We start from the raw sequence: 20,445 nt of genomic DNA, 5'->3' as shown, positions 1-20,445 counted from the left end.
CCCCTTGTAGGTCGTTCTGCGACGATCGATCCCCCCAAAGATTGGCAAAAAAATACCCCCGCCAAAGGCGGGGGCACACTATCGCAACAGTCCACTTACCGTCGATCCGAACCGCCTCATCAGCGCCCCGGTCCCCACGCCAGGCGGACGACGGACAGCCAGTGCAACCTTCAAGCACTGGCCGCCCTCCATCCTCCCGGACAACGACGGCAACTGGATGCCGAGGCGATCAGAACCGCTTATCAAACGACAACTTCCCTTGCACGTCGCTGCCACCAAAGTAGTAGACCCCCAGCCCCACCTGCATATCGCTGGCCAGGCGGTAGTTCAGCGCACCCTTCACGCTGAACTGCGTCTGCCCGAAGCCCGGGTTGCGCACCGAGAAGCTGGCGTTTTCCGTGGCGACGCTGGCCATCACCGAATGGTCGCGGCGGCTGTCGCGGATGACCTTGACGCCGGTGTCGAAGCCGAAGCGGTCGGTCAGGTTGCCGCTCAGGCCCACGCCCAGTACGAAGGCGGTGCCGCTTTGCTTCATCTGCTGCACGGACAGCGCGTCGGACGGCGAGGCGGCGTTGACTTCGGTGAAGCCGCTGGTGCGCACCGAGTACGGGGCGACTTCCAGCGTGGTCTGCAGGCGCAGCTTGCTGCCGTTGTACACGTGGGCCAGGCCGATGGCGCCCAGCCAGGCGTCGGACGAGACGCCGTCGGCCTTGGCGGATCCGTTGCCGGTCTGGCGGTTCATGTCGCTGCGGTAGTAGCTGAACGCGGCGCGGGCCAGTGCGTGCAGTCCCAGCCCGCCGGGCAGTTCGGTGGCGGCCGACAGTGAGCCGGTGACGCCGTTGGACCGGCCGTTCAGGTAGTTGCTGCTGGTGGAGACGTCGTTGACCACCACATTGGCCTTCCATACCGTGCTCTTCACCACGCCGGTGTAGCTGCCTTGCAGGCCGTCGGTCTTCAGCGCATAGGAGGCATAGCCGCCGTTGTCGGCATTGCGGCGGCCGCCGAACACGCTGGCGTCGACGCCTTGCTGCGTCCTGCCGATATCGCCGGCGATGTCCGTGCCGGGCGAGAAGAACAGGGCTTGCTTGCCTTGCTCGGTCAGGCTGGTGTAGGCCTCGGGCGAGAACTTGGCGAACACGGTCTCGGTGCTGCCGCCGGCCGCGAGCGTGGTGACCAGGCGGTCGAGCAGGCTGCCGCCGTTGAACTGCTTGACGTTGCCGGCCGAGTTGACCTGCAGTCCGCTCAGGATGGCGTTCTCGTTGCCGTTCTTCACCACGGCTTGGTAGAAGCCGCTGTAGCCGCCGCTGCCCAGGCCGATCACGCTGCCGGTGCCCAGGCTGAACAGGGCTTCTTGCCCGTAGTTCTTCTGCACGGTGGAGAAGGCGCCGGTCAGCTGCCCCGGGGTGTAGGAGAACAGCGGGATCACTTCACCGAACGCGACATCCGCGCCGCCGTTGTAGTTGGCGATGTTGAGCGTGGTGCCGTTCTGGATCTTGAGCGCGCCGGTCACCTTGACCTGGTCGAAGTCCGTGCCGGCCACCCGGTTGAAGGCGGCGTTGGCGATTTCCATCTTGCTGGTGGAACCGCTGCCCAGGGTCAGGTTCTCCACCTGCAGGCGGCCGGGGGAGTTACCCGGGGACAGCAGCGCGTTGGCGCCCATCGTCACGTTGCCCGACAGCGAGCCGTTGCCGGACAGGACGCCGCCGATGATTTCCGTGTTGGAGGCGGTGACCGTGCCCAGGACCGAGTGGTCGGTGGCATTGCCGAGGTGCAGCGTCGGGACCGCGTCCGCGTTGTTCGAGACCACGGAGATGGTATTGGCGGCCAGCGAGCCTTGCACGTCCAGCTTGGCACTGTCGTTGACGTTGACGGTGCCGGCGCTGACGTTGGCTTGCGTGTTCACCGTGAGCAGCGCGTTCGAGTTGAGCGCGATGGTGCTTGCCTTGGCGGTGCCGCCGGAGGCCACCGACAGCATGGCGCCCTGGTTCAGCTGGATCAGCGGGAAGGACAGCGTGCTGCCCGAGGTGACCGTCGCGGAGACGGTGCCGGTGCTGCTGCCCAGCGTGAAGGCGCTGTTGGTATCGGTCGACGCCAGCGTGTTGCTGACGTTGAAGCTGCCGCCGCGCACGTCGAAGATGCCGGAGCCGGTCACCGTGCCGGAGAAGTCGCCGCCTTGCTGGACGGTCAGGCGGTTCGAGCCCAGGTCGATGTTGCCGGCGCCGCTCAGCGCGTTGATGCTCTCGTTCCCGCTGACCAGCTTCAGGGTGCCGACCGTGCCCTGCTTGCTGTTGACGGCCACGTTCATCGTCTGGCTGAGGATGGAGTCGCCATCGAGCGCGACCGTGCCTTGGTTGATGACCAGGGTGCCGCCGAGGTTGACGGCGCCGGCCGGGCTGCCCGCCGCACGGGTCAGCGTGAGCGTGCCGGTGCCTTCCTTCACCACGGAGCCGGCGCCGACGATGGCGCCCGCGTAGCGGGAGTCACCCGACTGCGCCAGGTGCAGCACGCTGCCCGACTGCACGTTGACGACACCCGAGGCGTTGCCGGCCAGACCGGCCGTGGCGACGGTGCGATCGCCAGCCACGTTGACGGTGCCGTTGTTGGTCACCGTGCCGGTGCTCGCCAGGTTGGCATTCAGGTTGGTGGTGCCGTTGTTCGTCACCGACGCTACGGTTTGTACCGCATTGACGTTGAAGGTGCCGCTGTTGGTCACCGCGCCGATGGTATCGGCCGTGCCTGCCGTGAAGGTGGCGCCGCTGGCGATCTTCACCGCGCCGGTATCGGCCAGGGTGCCGCCGCCGGTGGTGTCCAGCGTCCCTGCGTTCACCAGGGTGCCACCCAGGTTGGTGCTGGCTCCCGTCAGCATCAGCGTGCCGGCGCCGTTCTTGGCGAAGGCGCCGTTGCCGGTGAAGGTGCCGGCGAAGAGGGAGCTGCCGCTCTGGTCGATGGTGACCGTGTCGGCCGCGTTGGCCATGGCGAAGCTGCCGTTGCCGATCAGGGTCGGGGTGTGGATGGCCTGCGCACCGCTGACCGTCCAGTTGCCGTTGTTCACCACGCTGCCCGCGCTCAAGCCGCTCGATTGCGTAACCGCTGCTCCGCTGTTGTTCGCTACGGCTGCCGCGGTCTGTGCCGCATTGATATGGAAGGTGCCGTAGTTGTTCACCGCGCCGATGGTATCGGCCGTGCCCGCCGTGAAGGTGGCGCCGCTGGCGATCGTTACCGCGCCGGTGTCGGCCAGGGTGCCGCCGCCGGTGGTGTCGAGCGTGCCCGCGCTCACCAGGGTGCCGCCGGTGTAGGTATTGGCGCCGGTCAGCGTCAACGTTCCCGCGCCGAGCTTTTCCAGCCCGCCGTTGCCGGCGAGGGTGCCCGCATAGGTGCTGGCCCCGCTCTGGGTCAGGTGCAGCACGTCGGTGGCCTGCGCCAGGTTGATCACGCCCGAGGCGCTGCCGGCCAGGCCGGTCGTCGCCACGGAGCGGTCGCCGGAGACATTGACGGTGCCGTTGTTGGTCACCGCGCCCGCGCTCGCCAGGTCGGCGTTCAGGTTGGTGGTGCCGTCGTTGGCCACCGACGCCACGGCCTGCACCGCATTGACGTTGAAGGTGCCGTGGTTGGTCACCGCGCCGATGACATCGGCCGTGCCCGCCGTGAAGGTGGCGCCGCTGGCGATCGTCACCGCCCCGGTGTCGGCCAGGGTGCCGCCGCCGGTGGTGTCCAGCGTGCCGGCGTTCACCAGGGTGCCGCCCAGGTTGGTGCTGGCTCCGGTCAGCGTCAGGGTGCCGGCGCCGTCCTTGGCGAAGGCGCCGTTGCCGGTGAAGGTGCCGGCGAAGGTGGAATTGCCGCTCTGGTCGATGGTGGCCGTGTCGGCCGCGTTGGCCATGGCGAAGCTGCCGTTGCCGGTCAGGGTCGGGGTGTGGATGGCCTGCGCGCCGCTGACCGTCCAGTTGCCGTTGTTCACCACGCTGGCCGCGGTTAGGTCGCCCGATTGCACCACGGTGGCGGTGGCGTTGTTGGCCACTGCCCCGGTCACCGCCAGCGCGCCGGCCGTGGCGAAGGTCGCGCCGGCATTGTTGGTCACGCTTTGCATGGTGCCGCCGTCGACCAGCGAGATCACGCCGCGGTTGCTGACATCGCCCGCCGTCAGCGCGCCGCCGGCCACCATCTGGCCGCCGGCCTTGACGTCGACGGTGGTCATCGTTTCGGCGCCGCCGAGGACCAGGGTGCCGCCGTTGATGGTGACGCTGCCGCCTGCGGACTGCATCAGGTGGCCGAGATTGGCGTGGTCATCGATGGTCGAGACCAGGCCGCCGTTCAGGACGAAGGCGCTAAGCTGGTTCTGGCCGGTCAGGTAGAGCGTGCCGTTGTAGCCGGCGGCGCCGACGTTCAGGCCGCCGTTGGCGATGTTGCCGGACAGGTAGGCGGTGTAGCGCGCATCGGGGGCGATATTGCCCTGGCTGCCGAGGTACTGGCCGTAGACGGCGACATTGCCCTGGTTGCCGGCCAGGTCGATGTTGTTCTGGAAGCGCACCGCGCCCTGGCTGTATTCCGAGCCGAACACCAGCGTCGAGTTTGCCGACAGATAGGAGCTGCCCCATTGCAGGGTCTGGCTCGTGCCGGACGGCGTCAGGCCGAGCGCCACCGTGATGCCGGCGGAAGTGCCGGCTGCGAAGCCGCCGGCACCATTCCAGATGAACTGTCCGGGCACGGCCGAGCCGGCGCGCTGGGTCACGTCCGAGCTCAGCAGCAGGGTGCCGGCGTTGCTGGTGGTGAGGCCGGACGCCAGGTTGCCGGCGCCGTTGAAGACGACGCTGCTGGCCGCGTTGATGCCCACGCCCAGGTCTGCCTGCAGCGTGCCGCCCGTCAGGATGGTCTTGCCGGAGTAGGTGTTGTTGCCGACCAGCTGCACCAGGCCGCCGCCGCCGATCTGCAGGTCGGCGCCAGCGCCGGGGGCATAGCCGCCGCTGCCGATGCTGGCCGAGCTGTCGTCGGCGATCTGGCCCTCGATGCGGATGGTATTGCCGACGCCGGGCGCCAGCAGCACATTGGAGCCCTTCATCATGAAGATGTCCGAGCCCGCGGCCTGGCCGGCCTGCCCGCCGTTGTTGCTGGAGCCGGCGAGCACGGTGTTGTCGCGGAACAGCACGTTGCCCGTCAGCGTCAGGCTGCCGCCCGAGCGCACGAAGATGGCGCCGCCGTAGCCCGAACCGCCACCGCCGCCGGTGCCGTCGCCGTCGCTGCCCACGCCGCCGCCGAAGCCGGCCTTGCCGCCGGCGCCGGCGCTGCCGTCGGCCGCGTTCCCGGTGCCGCCGCCCAGCCCGGCTGCGCCGCCCGAGCCGCCGCCGGCACCGAAGCCACCGGCGCCACCGGCGCCGCCGTCACCGCCATTGCCGCCGTCGGTGATGCTGAGCGCGCCGGTGCCGCCATTGCCGCCGGCACCGCCGGCGCCGCCGCCGTAGAAGGTGGACCCGTTGCCGCCGCCGCCACCGGTGCCGCCGTCGCCGCCACGCCCGGCGGTGCCGTTGGCGAGGTCGACGCCCCATTGCGCCAGGTTGGCGATGGCGACGCCGAGATCGACATAGGACTTGGCCGCTGCCGCGACGTGCGCCGCGGACAAGGCTGCCGCGGGCGGGAAGGTGGCGAGCGCCGCCGCTGCCTCCGAGGTATTGGTGACGGCGTCGACGGTGGCGCTGATGACGGCCTCGGTCATCTCGTAGTTGAAGGGGATGCCGTTGCTGCCGGAACCCGCATTGCCGCCCTTGCCGCCCGCCGCGCCGTTGCCGCTCTTGCCGGAACCGCCGTTGGTGCCGCTGCGCCCTTCGCCATCGGTCACGTAGACGATGGCCTGCGGGCCGGACACGCCGTTGCCGCCGTTGGCGCCCACGGTACCGGTGGCAGCGATATTGTTGAGCGAGCCGCCCACGCTGTAGGGCGAGCTGGCGAGGAAGCCGGTGACGGTCGCGCCCGGGGTCAGGTTATTGCTGAGGGTGACCACATTGCCGCTGATGCTGGTGATGGTGGTGCCGTCGGGGATGCCCGAGCCGCTCACCTGCATGCCGACCTGAAGGCCCGACGTGCTGGTCAGCGTGAGGCTGCGCGCGCCTTGCGCGGTGATGCTCTGGACGATCAGCGCGGTCGGGTTGCCGGTGAGCGCATTGCTCAGCGTCACCACGCCCGACGCCGGGTCGATGGCGACCACGGTGGTATTGGGCGGAATGCCCGTGCCCGTCACCACCGAGCCGACCTTCAGGTGGCTGTCCACCGCCGTCAGCTGGATGGTCGACTGGCCGACCGTGGTCGCCGGCAGGCTGGCCGAGAACTGCAGGGCCGACGAGGAGATCGCCTGCGACAGCGTGACCTGGTTGCCGTTGATGGCGACGATCTTGGTCCCGGCCGGGATGCCGTCGCCGGTGAGCGTCATGCCGACCGACAGGCCCAGGCCGGTCGCCGGCAGGGTCAGGACCTGCCCGCCGCCGGAAACGGCGAACTGCGAGGCGGAGAACTGCGTGACGTTGACCAGGCTGAGCGACTGGCTGCCGCTGACGGTGACGGCGTTGCTCAGCGTGATGCCGGTGACGGCGTTGTTCTGGTCGCGCGTCACGTTGGTGATGGTCGTGCCGGCGGGGATGCCGGTGCCCAGCACCGACATGCCGACCGCGACATCCGAGATGGCCAGTGCGCCGAAGTTGGCCGAACTGATGACGTTGGTGCCCGCGGCCAGCTGTGCGCTGGTCAGCGACTTGATCGACTGGCTGTCGACGGCGACGGGCTGCGCGAAGGTGACGGCGTTGCCGCTGACGCTGGAGATGGTGGTGGTGTTGGACCCGGTGCCGCCGACGCTGACCACCTCGCCGGCCTGGACCAGCGGGTTGGCCGCGCTCATGGTCGCGCCCGTCACCATGATGGTGCCGTTGTTGTTCACCAGCGTCGGGGTCAGCTGGAACGCGGTCACCGACGACACGGAGGCGCTCTTGTCCGACAGCGCGATCGTCTGCGCGCTGATGCTGACGTCCGGCGTGCTGCCGCCGTCGCCGCCCCGGGCAACGTTCTGCACGAAGCTCACGTTGTTGAGGGTCAGGTTGGCGCCGCTGTTGACGAAGAACACGCCACCCAGGCCGCCGCCGCCGCCGCTGCCGGCGCCGCCCTGCGTCACGAAGTTGGTGAAGATGGCGTTGCTGGTGACCGCCGGGGCCGCCTGGCCGGCCACGCCGACCATCCAGCCGCCGGCGCCATTGCCGTCCACGATGCTCTGCGTGACAGCGTGCGCCCCGCCGGCCGACGTCAGCGCGATCGCGGCGAGCGTGCCGAGGCGCGCCGAGCGCGAACGCCCAGGCTTGCCGCGTCCCCGGGCCGTTTCCGCAACGGCCACCCAGCTGCTCGAGGCAGCGTTCCAAACCAAACGAAATACGTGATTCAAAGATGGCCGTTTCATTGACGGAGCTCGGTAAAGTCGGAATGAGGTGCCAATGCTATGAAGCGGCCATCCCGCCGGAAAGCGCGCGTCTTTGCGCAACTGCATGCGGAGTTTGCTCAGGACAAACTTTTTTGGGCGCGCGCAGGGGGTGCTTGACGGACGGCGAACCCGGCGCGGAACCGCGCCACGCAAGGCCGCCCGGCAGGACACGGGGCGGGCCCGCCGAGCCGGGCCGATATTGACGGACGACCACCCCTCAAGGTGGTCCAAATCCGGCCGATAACCCAGGTTGTCGCCAAATACCACCCTGAACCGGCCAACGCCGCAGGGCGGTATTCCGCCTCCCCGGCGGGCATCTTTCCCCCACCCTGAACCCAGACCGAACACGGGAGTTGCCATGTCTAACGCTGTTGCACAGGCGCGCTGCGACGCTCTTGTGGGGCTGCGCATCCTGGTCGTCGACGACAATCCCGACGATCGCCGGCTGCTGGCGGAGTATCTCGGCGCCAAGGGCAGCCGCGTCTATCTCGCCGAGGACGGGCACGATGGCTTCAGGAAGGCGCTGGCGATTCTTCCCGACCTGATCCTGCTGGATGTCGGCATGCCGGTCTGCGACGGCCTGACGGCGTCGCGGCTGCTGAAATCGGCACCCGACACGCGCGCGATCCCGATCATCTTCCTGACCGCGGCGGGGCGGCCGGCCGAGCGGGTCCAGGGTCTTCAGTCGGGCGCGATCGATTACATCGTCAAGCCCTTCGAGCTGAAAGAAGTGTCGCTGCGCCTGAGCATCCATGCGCGGGCGGGCCGCCACGGCCGGGAGGCCGATCCCAACCGGGATGCCGGCGCGGACACCGGCACGGCGGGCAGCAGCGCACTCGATGCGCACCTGTTCCGCGATGCGCGCCGCCATCTGCTGTCGCGGCTCCACGAGACGCCGGCGCTGCCGTCCCTGGCGAGCGCGCTCAGCACGAACGCCTTGCGCCTGAACTTGGCGTTCAAGCGCTGCGCGGGCGTGACGGTCCTGGATTTCCTCTTCGAGGCGCGCATGCAGTATGCCGCCAGCCTGCTGACCCGCACCACCATCGACATCCAGGCAGTCGCCAGCGCCACCGGGTACACGACCCGGCAGAACTTCTCGACGGCTTATCGCCGGCGCTTCGGCATGTCACCGAACGAATCCCGCCAGCAATATGTCGAGGCCGCCGCTGTCGAGGCGGTGCGGAACTGACCGTGCGGCGAGCTTTGCGAATCGGTCGATCTTGTTTCTCGGACGATCTTTTTTCCGGGCACGCGGCGGCAGCGCTGCAGGCCCGGCCGGCATTCCGGTATCGTACCGAGCCCATGCCCGCCGCCCCACCCGAAGGGAGGGGGCGACGGCCATGTTTTTGCACCGGTCGCCGCCGGCTCGCGCTGTCTTCCGCCGTGCCGGCAACGGCCTGCCGGCGGCGCCTCGCCCTCGCGTCCGCCATTCGTCCATTGCCCCTCCCCCTGCGCCATGACCCGTATCCTCGTCGTCGATGACCAGCCCAGTGATCGCAGCCTGCTTGCCGATTTTCTCGGGCAGCAGGGTTTTCGCGTGTACATGGCGAGCGACGGCCTGGATGGCGTGAACAAAGCGCGTGCCAGCCGGCCCGACCTGATCCTGATGGACATCGCGATGCCGCGCTGCGACGGCATGAGCGCCTGCCGGCAGCTGAAGGAGGACCCGGCCACGCGCGATATCCCGGTCATCTTCCTGACGGCGTCCGGGCATCCGGAAGAACGCGTCGCCGGGCTCGAGGCGGGCGCGATCGACTACATCACGAAGCCTTTCCACTTCGATGAGGTGCGCCTGCGCGTCGCCATCCACCTGACGCTCGAGGTCGAACCGAGCACGCCCGCGCCGGCGGCCGACATCACCGCGCCGGGCACCGAGGCCAGCAGCTTCGACGTCGCCCTCTGCCGCCAGGTGCGGGCCATCGTGCTGGCGAACTTCGTCGATGTGCCCGATGTGGAAGCGCTGGCGCGCCAGACCAGCACGTCGGCACGGCGGCTGTCGCTGGCCATGAAGCGCTGCACCGGCTTGACGGTGTTCGATTACGTGCGCGAAGAGCGTTTGCGGGAGTCGAAGCGCTTGCTGTTCGAAAGCGATAGCGATATTGCGACGATCGCCATGCGGGTCGGCTATACGAGCGGCGCGAACTTCGCGACCGCCTTCAAGGCGCGCTTCGGCATCTCGCCGACCGACATGCGGAACGCGCGCGACCGCCAGGGCGCCGCGCGGGGAACTCCGTGATCCTGCCCCGCTTCCGCGCCGGCGGCCGGCTGTCGCGCCTGCTGTGCCTGCTGCGACCGTCGTTCGCGTCGTTCGCGTCGTTCGCGATGCTCGCGCTGTTCGCTTTGTTCGCTTTGTTCACGATGCTCGGCCCACACCAGGCGCTGGCGGCAGGCAAGGTACCGTGGCCGCAGGCGGTCGATATCGCCCCGATCGATGCGCAGCGCCCGCTGGCGACGGAGCTCATGCTGTTCGATGATCCCTCGCACAGCCTGGATGCCGCCGCGGTGCTGCGCCAGCCGGACTGGCAAGCGGTGACGCCGCGCACGCTGTCACGCGGCTTTACCCGCTCGGCCGTGTGGATAGGCGGCACCTTCGTCAACCGTGGCAGGCAGCCCGTCACGCGCTGGCTGGCGCTCGATCCGGTACGGCTCGAAGACGTCGCCTTCTACGTGGTCGATGAGGCCGGCACCGCGGCCGTGAAACGCTACCGCTCCGGCATCGGCGCGCCGCTGGCGGCACGGCCTATCGGGTCCGCGCAGATCGCATTCCCGGTCACGCTCGCCCCGGGCGAGCAGATGCGGTACCTGGTCCGTGTGCAGAGCCGCTCGGCCCTGTTCCTGTCGCTGCAGATATGGGAGCCGGGCGCATTCCAGGACGCGCAATTGCGCGAAGCGATCGTGCACATGCTGCTGGCAGGCGCGATGCTGGCGATGGCCGTCATCTCCGCGGTCCTGGCGGTGGTCTGGCGCGACCGCATCTTCGTGCTGCTGACGGCCACCATCCTCGCCGAAGTCGTCTACGAACTGGCTTTCGAAGGCTTCCTGTACGCGCTCTTCCTGCCCCAAGGGGGGGAATGGGTGCTGCGCTCGCCGAGCATGGCCGGCAGTACCAGCGTCGCCCTGTTCTCGGCCTTGCTGCTGTGGTTCCTGGGCTTCGAGCGCGTGCGCGCCTGGCGCTGGATCTACCTGGCGGTGATCGCCGCGCATGCAGGCGTCGTGGCCTGGACCGCCTTCGGCGACTACCGGACCAGCGCGTCGATCGCGGTGCAAGGCACCTTCCTCTGCAACCTGGTATGGGTCGCCTCCTTTATCGACGGGATCCGGCGCGGGATACCCAACGCGCGCCTGATCCTGCTTGCCTTCCTGCCGGATTGCACCACGCTGTTCTTGCGCCTGGCGACCGTCGCCGGGTTCATCTCGCCCGAGTGGAGCGCCGGCACCGCCCAGATCTGGGACAGCCTCGGTGTGCTGCTGCTGCTCTCGTTCGTGATCGGCGGCCGCTCCCGCCAGCTGGTCCTCAAGCAGAAGCGTACGCAGCAGGCGCTGCTGGCGGAGCGCGAGGCAACCCGGGAGAAACTCGAACAGGCGGTGACCACGCGCACGCGCGAGCTGCGGGAAGCGCTGGTCCGCGCGGACGACGCGGTCCGCGTCAAGACCGACTTCCTCGCGCGCATCAGCCACGACCTGCGCACGCCGCTGACGTCGATCATCGGCTTCGCCGACCTCATCCAGGCGGATGGCCGCGAGGATGCCGAACGGGGACGCATCATCCGCCGCAGCGCCACGCATATGCTCGGCATGGTCAACGACCTGATCGACTACGCCAACGGGCGCGACGCCGACGCGCTGTCGCCGCAGCCGGTCTATACCTATGCCTTGCTGGACACGGTCGCGCAACATGGCGCCGCGCTGGCGGCACGCGGCGGCAATGCCTTCTCCGTCGAGATCGCCGGCAACCTGCCGCCCGTGATCGAACTCGACGACCGGCGCATGCAGCAGGTGCTCGGCAACCTGCTCGACAACGCCGCCAAGTTCACCGAGCACGGCACCATCCGCCTGACCGTCACGGGCCGCGCGGACGCGGCGGCGCCGCGCCGCTGGAACCTGTGCTTCGCCATCGCCGACAGCGGCTGCGGCATCGCCGCCGCCGACCAGGCGCGCGTGTTCGAGCCGTTCGTGCGCGCGCTGGAGGACGACCACCGGCCGGGGATCGGCCTCGGCCTCTCCATCGTCAAGCTCTGGACCACGCGCATGGGCGGCACGCTGCACCTCGACAGCGTGCCGGGCACGGGAACCACCGTCGTCATGGAACTGCTCGTCAACGAGATGGACGAAGCGGCGATCAGCAGCCTGCGCATGCATGAGCCGGCCGCTGCCCTGCCGCAGATCGATGGCCGCGGCCACCGCGTGCTGGTGGCCGAAGACACCGCCGAAATCCGCGAGCTGCTGCGCGACGACCTGCTGAGCCTGGACTTCGACGTCGAGGTGTACGGCGACGGCGCTGCGGCCGTGCATCGGCTGTCGTCCGCCGATGGCGCGCCGCTCTCGCTGGTGGTGACGGACCTGCTGATGCCGGGCGCTTCCGGACAAGCGGTCCTGCACGCGGCGCGGGAGCGGCACCCGGGCGTGCCGGTGATCATGATGTCAGCGGTGCCGGCTCACCAGTCCAGGGACGACGAACACTTCGATGCCTCGCTGCAGAAGCCGGTCAGTCTCGCCGACCTGCGCAACACCATCGCCACCCTGCTGAACCTGCCCCGCGCCGACCAGCTCACGATCTCCACGGCAATCGACGTCGAGATGCTGAAGCTACCCTCGAAGAGCCTGCTGGACGAGGCGCGCATGCTGGCCGAGCTCGGCGCCATCTCCGACCTGCTCGACTGGACGGACAAAGCCGCGGCGCTGGACCCCGCGTGCGCGCCCTACGTGATGAAGGTCAGGCAGCTGGCCAAGCGCGGCGAACTGGACGAGCTGCAAGCGATGTTCAGCGGGAGCGTGCCGGCGGCCGGCGTGGCGCCGTAGCGGCGGCTTCCGGGACCATGCTCCCTGGGGCATGAGGGATCTGCGGTACAGCGCATTGGCTAGCGCATTGGCTTGTTGACACATCCCTTGTACGCGCGTACAAGACATCAAGCAAGATCTTCAAGCAGCGACTTTGAAGTACTGGTTGCGTAACACGCTTCAAGCCTTTCCTTGTTTCTTCCTTGATCTTCGCGCTCCGCCGGCGCCCTTGCCTGGCGGGTCTTCAGGAGGAATCCAGACATGGAAACCGGCACTGTCAAGTGGTTCAATGATGCCAAGGGCTTCGGCTTTATTACGCCCGATGCTGGCGGCGATGACCTGTTCGCGCACTTCTCGGAAATCCAAGGACAAGGCAGCGGCTTCAAGTCGCTCCAGGAAGGCCAGAAGGTCCGGTATGTGGTTGGCGTAGGCCAGAAAGGGCCGGCGGCAACGAAGATCGAGCCGATCTAAGTGTTGCTGCGCTGTGCTGTGAGAGGAGCCCCGCCATCTGCGGGGCTTTTTTGCAGGCCGGTTGGCGCGCACTCCTTATGAACGTCCAGGCGCCGACAAAGAAGCAGCGGAAGCGGCGTCGCGCATAAGATGCCGCTCGCCAAGACGCACGCCATCTCTATTTGGCAGGATACTGGCTTGGACTGCACACCTGCATGCGACCGCACCTCAGTGCGCATTCCCTTTCATGCCCTCGGCTTCCATCGCGGCGTGCCATTCCTCGTACGCCTCGATTGGCTCCATGGCCTCGTCGACGAACGCGGTTGCGCGTTCCGCTGCGGCCTGTGTCTCGGGGGGGACATCGCTCTGACCGTCTTCCTCGGTACCTGGTGGTAACAGCATGTCCTCAAGCATCGCGCGGAGTTCTGGCGTATTCCATGGCTTGCCCAGCCTGGCCCTCCGGTTCAGATAGTGACGGATTTCCGAGTCTTGCTCGGCGGTGAGCGGAAGCCCTCGGAACGTAGGGTCCGTGTTGTGATGAATCATGATGCGCCTCCCGAAGCGGTCTGCGCTTTCAATGTCTTTCCATGTAGAGATAGTGATTCCCTGCGGCCCATGTCGCGCGTTGCGAGTGGTCGCTGTGCCGCGTGCGTGCTTTTCGCCAGGCTGACTCACGTCTTCTTCTTGGCGACACCCTCGTTGGCGACGCGGGATTGAATGCTGCTGAACGGGGTGGCCGGCACGGACGGCTTCTTGGGTTGCCTGGGCTTCTTGGGTTCGCGGTTGCCACGTAGTTGACTCTTGGCCATGGCGGTGCTCCTGAAGACTGGCTTGCCGGATTGGCAATCCCAGCATACGCGCTTAGTCTCCGGCAAAGGGAGAAAACTTTCCTGCGGCGCGAGTGGCTAACGCAACGGAGAGAAATCGGGCTGGAGGGAAACGGGCGCATACTGGAACTGGCGCCGCGCACGCCAGCGAGCAAGGAAACGCTCGGCGTCACCGGACAACAGGAGCCCACCATGGCACTGAACTTCCCGAATCCCAGCCGCAGCTACGACGCCTCGCGGCACTGTGTTTGCTTCTGGGGCTACGACGGTGCGCGCGAGGTCGCTTTCCAGGTCACTGACACTGTTCTTTCGCTCCTGAGTCATGGGGCTGCCTTCGAAGAGACCGCCTTTCTGGACACGTTCGATCGCTATCGCGACCCGATACTGACAATGGCAAGAGATATCTACACACCAGGAATGCGCAACACGTACACCATTTCGTAGGGGCGGCCTGCCGGCGAAGCTGCGGGGGGGGAGGCGCAACTGCCGGATTCACCATCGGGATGTCTCGTGTCCCACGGGTGCCGTTCCATCGGAGGGCCTTCCGGTTGGCAACCGACGGCACAATGAGGTGGCTCCCAGGGTCGCTTGCACGCAAGTACATGGTGCACCGCTTGCAAAGCCACTTTGTAAGGGAGATAGGTCGGGAGGCAATGGACCTCTATACTCGTAACCAGAGCGCTCCTGAAACCTGAAGGTCTCGGGTCCGCCTGCCTTTCGTTTCCGGGCTGTCCCCCTCGACGACGTCTGAGGATTGGCGACTGCAAAAGTCACTTACGGGGATTCCTGGAAATTCCATGCACGACGCCACTCGGCGACTTCTGCGCGCTCGCAGCCTCCGTCACCACGAAAGCCGGCCGTTGAATGACGACCACATACCGGAGCCTGCCCGCTACACGCCTGATGCATGACCAGCAGGTCGATGCGTTGTCGGAGGGAAGCCATCACAGATTCGGATTCATAGGCCTGGCAGCAACGCAATGGCATCGGGCTGCCACGCTGCTGATTGAACCAGGCCAGCTGCGGATGATTGCCGGTTGCGACTCGAATCTCAAGGAATCCACGAAGCAGTGGATTCACGAACGGGGCGGTGCAGTGATCGACGAGCACAACGACCTGATGCCGGACTTCAGGTGGGTATGATTGCCTTGCCTCCAACCCTCTACGACATCACTCCTCCGATCTTGGGCTCCATCTTGCGAAGCGTGCCGGAACGACAAGGAGATGAGTATGCAATGCACCGTAGAGTACAGGGGCTTTGCGATACGCCTTGACCTGCTGGAGACCCCCGAGGGGATGTTTGATACGTGGTTCCAGATCAAGGGGCCGATTGAAGCCCGTGAAGCAGTCTACGGCACACCCCTCAAGGTGTTCGGCTCTCCGTTTTCACGCCGCTGGGTGCACTTGGTGGGCGAGCTCGCCGGACGGGCGCTTATTGATCAGATCCTAGGTGTCGACGAATTCTGAATCGAATCCTGCAGCTTCACGAACGCGTTGGCGCGCATCGCATGGTACTGGCAACGCACCGTGTCACGCTCAAGGCAGACACGAGCACTTAACGGATCTGAGAGGATCTGAGCGTCCTTCATCCACCTGCGGCTCTATCGAAGTTCACCAACCGGCTCCAGTCATGCACAGTGCAAGCTCGCCATCCAGTTTTCTCTGCACATTGATCGCCGATGGCAAGGGCCTTGCCTATCACGTGTCGGTCAGTTACCGCGACAGCACGCATGCCGAGGGTATCCAGTTCACCAGCTTTGTCGGCGCGGGAAGGCGTTCTTTTACTGTTCGAGGCGCCAATAGCAATCAACAACCGGCGATCGACCAAACCTCGGAAGTGCTTTGTCGAATCGCGATCGGCCAAGTCATGCGAGATCGTCTCTTTGACAAGGCCAACGAGGGAGAGCATCTGCTGGATCCGGAAGCATTGCCCTGGGAGGGCGAGCTCAGGCCCGTGGGGACCGGCGCTAGCGCAAAGCAACCACGGCGGCGCTGGCCCGGCTAGAACGATGCGCGATGGCCGGCCGGACGGCTGACGCACTGGCCGAGCTGTCAGCCGCCTTCCGCAGCGCGGTACGCGGGTAGCCGCCGTGCGGGGTCTTCTGCCAGCGCCCGAATCTGTCGACAAGATGGGGGACGGAGTCGATCGGGCCGCTGAATCCACGGCCGAACCCGGCCGCTTGCAAGCCCGGCGGTTCGGGAGCGGCTCAGACCGCCCCATTGCCAGCGATCAATCGATGGCATAGCTATCCGGCCTGCACGCCACCGCCGTCCACGATAATGGTCTGCCCCGTGACATAGGGATTGGTCATCAGATAGACGTAAGCCAGCGCGAGCTCCTCCGCCTCGCCGACACGCCCGACCGGCAGGGCCGCCCCGCTCGCGGCGTAGAGCGCTTCGCGGTCTGCTCCGCGATAGCTACGCCGACTTCGGCCCGACGCTGGCTTGCGAGAAGCTGCGCGAGCGCCATGGCATCGAGATATCGCGCAGGTTGCGCACGCCGCATCATGAGCGATGCTGGCTTCTGGGTTCCACCGAAGCTACGCCCGCCCAAGGTCCACCAGTCGCGTACCCGACGGGCCCGTCTGGGCGACCTAGTGCAGATCGATGGTAGCGATCGCCCCCGGTTCGAGGAACGGGCACCGGCGTGCGCCGTGATCGCGCTGGCGTGGAAATAGATTCATTGCGCATCGCCAGGTGATATCTGCAGGAAACAGGTCGCTCGCCGGCGCCGGAATGCACTTGACCTCCGCGCCTGGCGCATGAAATGACATCGGGCTTCATGGCTTTGCGCATCTTGTCGCGACGTGGCAACACCCTACATCAAGGGGCATCTAGCCACCTTACCGTATGGCAAGGTGTTGCACTTCAGATTCGTAGACCAATGCGTTTGGGCAGCGACATTCCCTTGACGGAATATAGTCTGGGAGCTATATTCGATGCATGGGATGGGACGTAGAGTACACATCAATCTTTGGCGACTGGTGGGAGGACCTCTCCGAAGCGGAGCAGGAGTCCGTTGCCGCCTCGGTCTCGTTGCTGGAGCATTTCGGACCGAACCTTCGACATCCGCACTCGAGCGGGATCAATGGCTCTCGGCATGGGCATATACGGGAGCTTCGCATACAGCATGAGGGGAGGCCGTACCGAGTGTTGTACGCTTTCGACCCGCGCCGCGCGGCAATTCTCCTATTGGGAGGGGACAAGACGGGCAACGACAGGTGGTATGACGAAAATGTTCCGCGCGCCGATGCACTCTATGACGCGCATCTGGCCGAACTAAAGCAGGAGGGTCAAAACGATGGCTAAGAAATTTTCGGAGCTGCGGGCCACGATGGCGCCTGAGTCCCGGGCTCGGGCTGATGCGAAGGCCCAGCGCCTGGTAGCTGAAATGGCGTTGAGCGAGCTGCGTCGTGCACGCGGTCTGTCGCAGGAGGCCCTGGCCTCGGTGCTGCATGTTAAGCAGCCAAGTATCGCCAAGATGGAGCAGCGTACCGACATGTATATCTCAACGCTGCGCAGCCACATCCGTGCCATGGGCGGCGAACTTGAGATTGTGGCGCGCTTCCCAGATGGCGCCGTGCGGATCTCCAACTTTGCAGAGATCGGCGATACCGCGCAAGTAGACTAGGCAGTTCCTACCACCCTGCCCCTACGTCCCTTCACCAATTCTGCGCCGCCGGGCGCTGCGCAACAGCTTTCGCCAAGTCGCCAGTCCCGGTAGGTACACCGGCGAGGGCAATGCCGCCCAGGAAAGTAGCCAGGCTGCCGCGCACGAGAGCTGCCCAGATGGCGAGCGCACAGCCGGCCAGCGCGAGGGCGCCCCGCCATCGCTCGAGCCAGCCGAGCACATCAGCGACGACGCTCGGGCCGTGCCCTTCTGTCGTTGTCCCTGCGACGATCGCCGTCGCCACGATGCCGAGCACGACAACCGCCGCAATAGTTTGCCTGCGAGGGCCGCCGCATGAGACCGCGCGGGCGGACCGCCAAGAACTTGAGTTTGACAGCATGCTCGTTCCTCCGTTGTGTTGAGTATCACCCTAGGTTTTGTACCAGATGCCTTCTCCCTCGCAGCGTGAACGTGCCATTGCGCAGCTTCGTGCCGCAGGCCTTCTGCGTGCCAGCGAGCTTCGCAATGCCGGAATCACGCCATCAACTCTCTCCCGGCTTGAGCGCGACGGTGCTGTCATGCGTGTGGGCAGAGGTGTCTACCAGCTTTCCGATTCGCAGCTCGACAGCCAGCATTCCCTAGCCTTGGCGTCCAAGCTCGTCCCGGGCGGCGTCGTCTACCTATCGTCCGCACTGGCCTTCTATGGTCTGACGGACCAGATTCCCGCCAAGGTCTGGATGGAGATTGATCCGAAGGCTTGGCGGCCGCGCATCGACTGAAGCGCTTTACGGAAGAGCAAAGCACTGGGTTTCTGAAGGAAGCCGAGGCCGGTATGCTGGTCAAGGAACTGTGCAGGAAGCACGGGTTCAGTGACGCGTCGTTCTACACTTGGCGCGCCAATCACAAGCGCGTTTATCGCCTGTACCTTGCGGCGGGGCTGGCTGTACGGCGCCGTCGTAGACGCTATGGCGTAATGATCGAGCGCGAACAGCGGGCCTTGCCGAATGCACCCAACGAGGTGTGACTCATCGATTTCGTGATGGATGCGCTCGCCAACGGCCGGCGCCTGAAGTGCCTGGCCATCGTCGACGATTTCACGAAAGAGGCTGTCGACAAGTCGTCGACCACGGCATCTCAGGCTTGTATGTCGCTCGGGCATTGAACCGTGCCGCTCGCTTCCGTGGCTATCCCAAGGCGGTGCGAACGGACCAGGGACCCGAGTTTACGAGCCGCGCGTTCGATCAGTGGGCGTATGCGAACGGCGTCACCCTGAAGTTGATTCAGGCAGGCACGCCCCTGCCCTAATTGGCCGCTTGCTGCCCAATAGCGGACGCCGGGCCCGCCCGATGCCGAAGGACGGCTACCGACCCGTCTCTGCCGTTCGGCGTACCCAAGCCGAACGGCAGTAGTGGCTGGGAGAGCGGCCATACCGCCTACGTTCTGCTGCACCGTGGATGACGAGGCCATGGCGTCTGGCGATCTCGCGCAGCGGGATCTGGTCGCGAAGATGCCAGCGTCGAATGATGCTCAGTATGGCCACGTCGATCACTCCGAACTCCCGCTCGTTCCCAAGCGGGCAAGTGTTCTATACGTGAGTCAACATTCGATGCAAAAACCTGCCGGGGGTGGGTCAGGATTCAGTGCAAATCAACAAGAGATAGCTCGGTCGTCCCAAATGCTCTCGGTTGCCCAGCGGTCGAACGCAGGATTTTGGTTGATTCCTGTCAATTTGGTGGCACACACGTGGCGCATAGTCCATAGTAAATTGTCTTCCTTAGACATGAGGAGCTTTAGCATGGTCCACATCCGCCGCCTTCCCATCCTCCTCGCCGCCGCCACTCTTGCCTGGGCGCCTGCGGTCTTCTCCGCCTCGCCATCGACGGACGCGGAGCACGAGCAGCACCACCCGAAGGAGGAAGCCAAAAAGCCGGTTAAGAAGCCCGCACCGGCAGCCGCCCCGGCGGCTGCTCCCCAAGCCACGGGAAACGCTGACCTCGACGCACAGGTCGCCCACCTTCGTGCTATCCGCGAGCGGCTGTCGCGAGCCAATACACCGGAAGAGCGTCAGGCACTAATGGCCGAACGCAACAAAGTCATGCAGGACGCCATGTCCATCATGCAAAAGGACATGATGGGAATGGGAATGGCTGGTCCAAGCAAGGGAAAAGGCCAAGCCACGCCGGCCCAGATGCAAATGTGTCACGACATGATGGGCCAGCACATGGCCTTTATGCAGGAAGTGATGCCAATGATGATGGACAATCAAGGCATGATGGGCGGCGGCATGGGTCCCGGCACTGGGATGGGCCCGGGTGGGATGATGGGCAAGTAACCGAGGCATACAGCTCCGGTCCGTTGGCGGGGCGAAGGCTAGATGCGGCACTTCGAGGTCCGCCTGACATTCGATAAACTGTAGTCCGCAGCCAGATAGTTGTTGTTGCTTGCCCGTGTTTCGTTTTGTCACGCGTGTTGTTCTCATGCTCCTGCTGTGGCGTTCGATGAGGGGTCTGTCATGGAAGCTCTCCCTTCTGTCCAGCAGAGGGGTTGTCCAATGAAACTCGGGCAGACATGCAGAGGGACGGCTCTTGCCATCGCCTTCGCGCTGCCCGCTTCCGCCCTGGCAGCCGTCAACGAGCCGAGAACGCCACTGGTTCACTTCCGTCGATTCCACGCGGGCCGACCTTGCTTCGTCCGCCATAGCTGCGATTGGTGAAAGCCAGGGCTGGAACCGCTCAGACCAGGCATAGCAGGTCCAGCGCATGGGATGTGCCCACTTCAGCCACTCCGCGCCCCATGGCGTTGCGGCAAGCGCGAACGTACGCGCTCCTCCGGGTGGTCCGTGCCACAGCGAGTGATGCGGAGCAAGGCATAGTTGGCTGGTCGCTCAAACGTTCTGCCATCGAGCAACATTTCGTAATCGAAATGCAGCAATGGCGGAAGACCGGCCTCTTCGTGCGCCAGCATATTGTTGGCACGTTGCATCAGGACGTCGACGAAGAGCGTCCAGTGCTGAGCAACGTCAGCCGCATAGTCCCACCACCGGTTGACCATATCGCTCGCAATTGCCGTATGCGGCGTCTCAGCAGTGAAGGGCGAGGTCATCTGCATCTCAG

17 protein-coding genes and 3 pseudogenes are annotated in these 20,445 nt (G+C 65.9%); 14 read left to right on the top strand and 6 right to left on the bottom strand.

Annotated features, from left to right (window positions below):
- Positions 1-229: 229 nt before the first annotated feature.
- Positions 230-7,363: a beta strand repeat-containing protein gene (locus BKK80_RS22170; protein WP_071071300.1), complete on the bottom strand. Its 7,134-nt coding sequence runs from the start codon at positions 7,361-7,363 to the stop codon at positions 230-232.
- A 487-nt stretch (positions 7,364-7,850) separates the two neighbouring features.
- On the opposite strand from BKK80_RS22170, the gene BKK80_RS22165 reads away from it, so the two are divergent.
- From BKK80_RS22165 to BKK80_RS22150, 4 genes are all read left to right on the top strand, one after another.
- Positions 7,851-8,636: a response regulator transcription factor gene (locus BKK80_RS22165; protein ID WP_083384716.1), complete on the top strand. Its 786-nt coding sequence runs from the start codon at positions 7,851-7,853 to the stop codon at positions 8,634-8,636.
- A gap of 267 nt (positions 8,637-8,903) precedes the next feature.
- Positions 8,904-9,683, top strand: a complete 780-nt coding sequence (locus BKK80_RS22160) for a response regulator transcription factor (RefSeq protein WP_071071298.1) — start codon at positions 8,904-8,906, stop codon at positions 9,681-9,683.
- Positions 9,680-12,466: a hybrid sensor histidine kinase/response regulator gene (locus BKK80_RS22155; protein ID WP_236903916.1), complete on the top strand. Its 2,787-nt coding sequence runs from the start codon at positions 9,680-9,682 to the stop codon at positions 12,464-12,466. The genes BKK80_RS22160 and BKK80_RS22155 overlap by 4 nt, the downstream gene beginning before the upstream one ends.
- 240 nt (positions 12,467-12,706) lie before the next feature.
- Positions 12,707-12,916: a cold-shock protein gene (locus tag BKK80_RS22150; RefSeq protein WP_071016999.1), complete on the top strand. Its 210-nt coding sequence runs from the start codon at positions 12,707-12,709 to the stop codon at positions 12,914-12,916.
- 207 nt (positions 12,917-13,123) lie between these two features.
- On the opposite strand, the gene BKK80_RS22145 is transcribed toward BKK80_RS22150, so the two are convergent.
- Both BKK80_RS22145 and BKK80_RS37110 read right to left on the bottom strand, forming a co-directional pair.
- A complete protein-coding gene (locus tag BKK80_RS22145; RefSeq protein ID WP_071037351.1) occupies positions 13,124-13,441 on the bottom strand; it encodes a hypothetical protein in 318 nt (105 codons plus the stop codon).
- Between the two features lie 125 nt (positions 13,442-13,566).
- Positions 13,567-13,704 carry a hypothetical protein gene (locus BKK80_RS37110; protein ID WP_167366693.1) on the bottom strand — a complete coding sequence of 46 codons (138 nt, stop codon included), beginning with the start codon at positions 13,702-13,704 and terminating at the stop codon, positions 13,567-13,569.
- A gap of 210 nt (positions 13,705-13,914) precedes the next feature.
- Here BKK80_RS37110 and BKK80_RS22140 point away from each other — a divergent pair, with 210 nt between their 5' ends.
- The 4 genes from BKK80_RS22140 to BKK80_RS35745 all read left to right on the top strand — a co-directional run bounded on the left by BKK80_RS22140 (position 13,915) and on the right by BKK80_RS35745 (position 15,727).
- Entirely contained in the window at positions 13,915-14,166 is a 252-nt protein-coding gene (locus BKK80_RS22140) for a DUF1488 family protein (protein WP_071017003.1), read from the top strand.
- A gap of 420 nt (positions 14,167-14,586) precedes the next feature.
- Positions 14,587-14,865 (top strand): hypothetical protein, encoded by a 279-nt coding sequence (locus BKK80_RS22135; RefSeq protein WP_071071296.1) that lies wholly within the window; start codon positions 14,587-14,589, stop codon positions 14,863-14,865.
- An 87-nt stretch (positions 14,866-14,952) separates the two neighbouring features.
- A complete protein-coding gene (locus BKK80_RS22130; protein WP_071071294.1) occupies positions 14,953-15,189 on the top strand; it encodes a hypothetical protein in 237 nt (78 codons plus the stop codon).
- Between the two features lie 163 nt (positions 15,190-15,352).
- Positions 15,353-15,727 (top strand): hypothetical protein, encoded by a 375-nt coding sequence (locus BKK80_RS35745; RefSeq protein ID WP_083384286.1) that lies wholly within the window; start codon positions 15,353-15,355, stop codon positions 15,725-15,727.
- A gap of 241 nt (positions 15,728-15,968) precedes the next feature.
- On the opposite strand, the gene BKK80_RS36570 is transcribed toward BKK80_RS35745, so the two are convergent.
- Positions 15,969-16,091, bottom strand: a complete 123-nt coding sequence (locus tag BKK80_RS36570) for an SDR family oxidoreductase (RefSeq protein ID WP_231908265.1) — start codon at positions 16,089-16,091, stop codon at positions 15,969-15,971.
- 20 nt (positions 16,092-16,111) lie between these two features.
- On the opposite strand from BKK80_RS36570, the pseudogene BKK80_RS37520 reads away from it, so the two are divergent.
- The 3 genes and pseudogenes from BKK80_RS37520 to BKK80_RS22120 all read left to right on the top strand — a co-directional run.
- Positions 16,112-16,382 (top strand): annotated as a pseudogene (locus BKK80_RS37520) (ISNCY family transposase); the annotation flags it as partial.
- 283 nt (positions 16,383-16,665) lie between these two features.
- A complete protein-coding gene (locus BKK80_RS22125) occupies positions 16,666-17,031 on the top strand; it encodes a type II toxin-antitoxin system RelE/ParE family toxin (RefSeq protein ID WP_071071292.1) in 366 nt (121 codons plus the stop codon).
- Entirely contained in the window at positions 17,024-17,353 is a 330-nt protein-coding gene (locus BKK80_RS22120; protein WP_071017011.1) for an XRE family transcriptional regulator, read from the top strand. The genes BKK80_RS22125 and BKK80_RS22120 overlap by 8 nt, the downstream gene beginning before the upstream one ends.
- Before the next feature lie 31 nt (positions 17,354-17,384).
- On the opposite strand, the gene BKK80_RS22115 is transcribed toward BKK80_RS22120, so the two are convergent.
- Positions 17,385-17,648 (bottom strand): hypothetical protein, encoded by a 264-nt coding sequence (locus tag BKK80_RS22115; RefSeq protein WP_071071290.1) that lies wholly within the window; start codon positions 17,646-17,648, stop codon positions 17,385-17,387.
- A gap of 130 nt (positions 17,649-17,778) precedes the next feature.
- Here BKK80_RS22115 and BKK80_RS35735 point away from each other — a divergent pair, with 130 nt between their 5' ends.
- From BKK80_RS35735 to BKK80_RS22100, 3 genes and pseudogenes are all read left to right on the top strand, one after another.
- Entirely contained in the window at positions 17,779-18,111 is a 333-nt protein-coding gene (locus BKK80_RS35735; protein ID WP_157903301.1) for a type IV toxin-antitoxin system AbiEi family antitoxin domain-containing protein, read from the top strand.
- Between the two features lie 53 nt (positions 18,112-18,164).
- Positions 18,165-18,628, top strand: a pseudogene (locus BKK80_RS22105) (DDE-type integrase/transposase/recombinase); the annotation flags it as partial.
- Positions 18,629-19,127: 499 nt separating this feature from the next.
- The gene (locus BKK80_RS22100) at positions 19,128-19,664 is read left to right on the top strand and encodes a hypothetical protein (protein ID WP_071019698.1); all 537 of its coding nucleotides are present in this window, start codon (positions 19,128-19,130) and stop codon (positions 19,662-19,664) included.
- Between the two features lie 491 nt (positions 19,665-20,155).
- Here the strand turns inward: BKK80_RS22100 and BKK80_RS38015 are convergent.
- Positions 20,156-20,365, bottom strand: a pseudogene (locus tag BKK80_RS38015) (DUF3141 domain-containing protein); the annotation flags it as partial.
- Positions 20,366-20,445 lie beyond the last annotated feature (80 nt).

Source organism: Cupriavidus malaysiensis, from assembly GCF_001854325.1.
In the GTDB taxonomy this organism is placed as follows: domain Bacteria; phylum Pseudomonadota; class Gammaproteobacteria; order Burkholderiales; family Burkholderiaceae; genus Cupriavidus; species Cupriavidus malaysiensis.
The sequence above is the reverse complement of the archived record's forward strand: the minus strand, read 5'-3'. Positions and strand labels throughout refer to the sequence as shown.

Coding starts and splice junctions, on each gene's coding strand:
- BKK80_RS22160 (WP_071071298.1), top strand. CDS start 8,904: ATGACCCGTATCCTCGTCGTCGATGACCAGCCCAGTGATCGCAGCCTG.
- BKK80_RS22150 (WP_071016999.1), top strand. CDS start 12,707: ATGGAAACCGGCACTGTCAAGTGGTTCAATGATGCCAAGGGCTTCGGC.
- BKK80_RS22145 (WP_071037351.1), bottom strand. CDS start 13,441: ATGATTCATCACAACACGGACCCTACGTTCCGAGGGCTTCCGCTCACC.
- BKK80_RS37110 (WP_167366693.1), bottom strand. CDS start 13,704: ATGGCCAAGAGTCAACTACGTGGCAACCGCGAACCCAAGAAGCCCAGG.
- BKK80_RS22140 (WP_071017003.1), top strand. CDS start 13,915: ATGGCACTGAACTTCCCGAATCCCAGCCGCAGCTACGACGCCTCGCGG.
- BKK80_RS22135 (WP_071071296.1), top strand. CDS start 14,587: ATGACGACCACATACCGGAGCCTGCCCGCTACACGCCTGATGCATGAC.
- BKK80_RS22130 (WP_071071294.1), top strand. CDS start 14,953: ATGCAATGCACCGTAGAGTACAGGGGCTTTGCGATACGCCTTGACCTG.
- BKK80_RS35745 (WP_083384286.1), top strand. CDS start 15,353: ATGCACAGTGCAAGCTCGCCATCCAGTTTTCTCTGCACATTGATCGCC.
- BKK80_RS22125 (WP_071071292.1), top strand. CDS start 16,666: ATGGGATGGGACGTAGAGTACACATCAATCTTTGGCGACTGGTGGGAG.
- BKK80_RS22120 (WP_071017011.1), top strand. CDS start 17,024: ATGGCTAAGAAATTTTCGGAGCTGCGGGCCACGATGGCGCCTGAGTCC.
- BKK80_RS35735 (WP_157903301.1), top strand. CDS start 17,779: ATGCCTTCTCCCTCGCAGCGTGAACGTGCCATTGCGCAGCTTCGTGCC.
- BKK80_RS22100 (WP_071019698.1), top strand. CDS start 19,128: ATGGTCCACATCCGCCGCCTTCCCATCCTCCTCGCCGCCGCCACTCTT.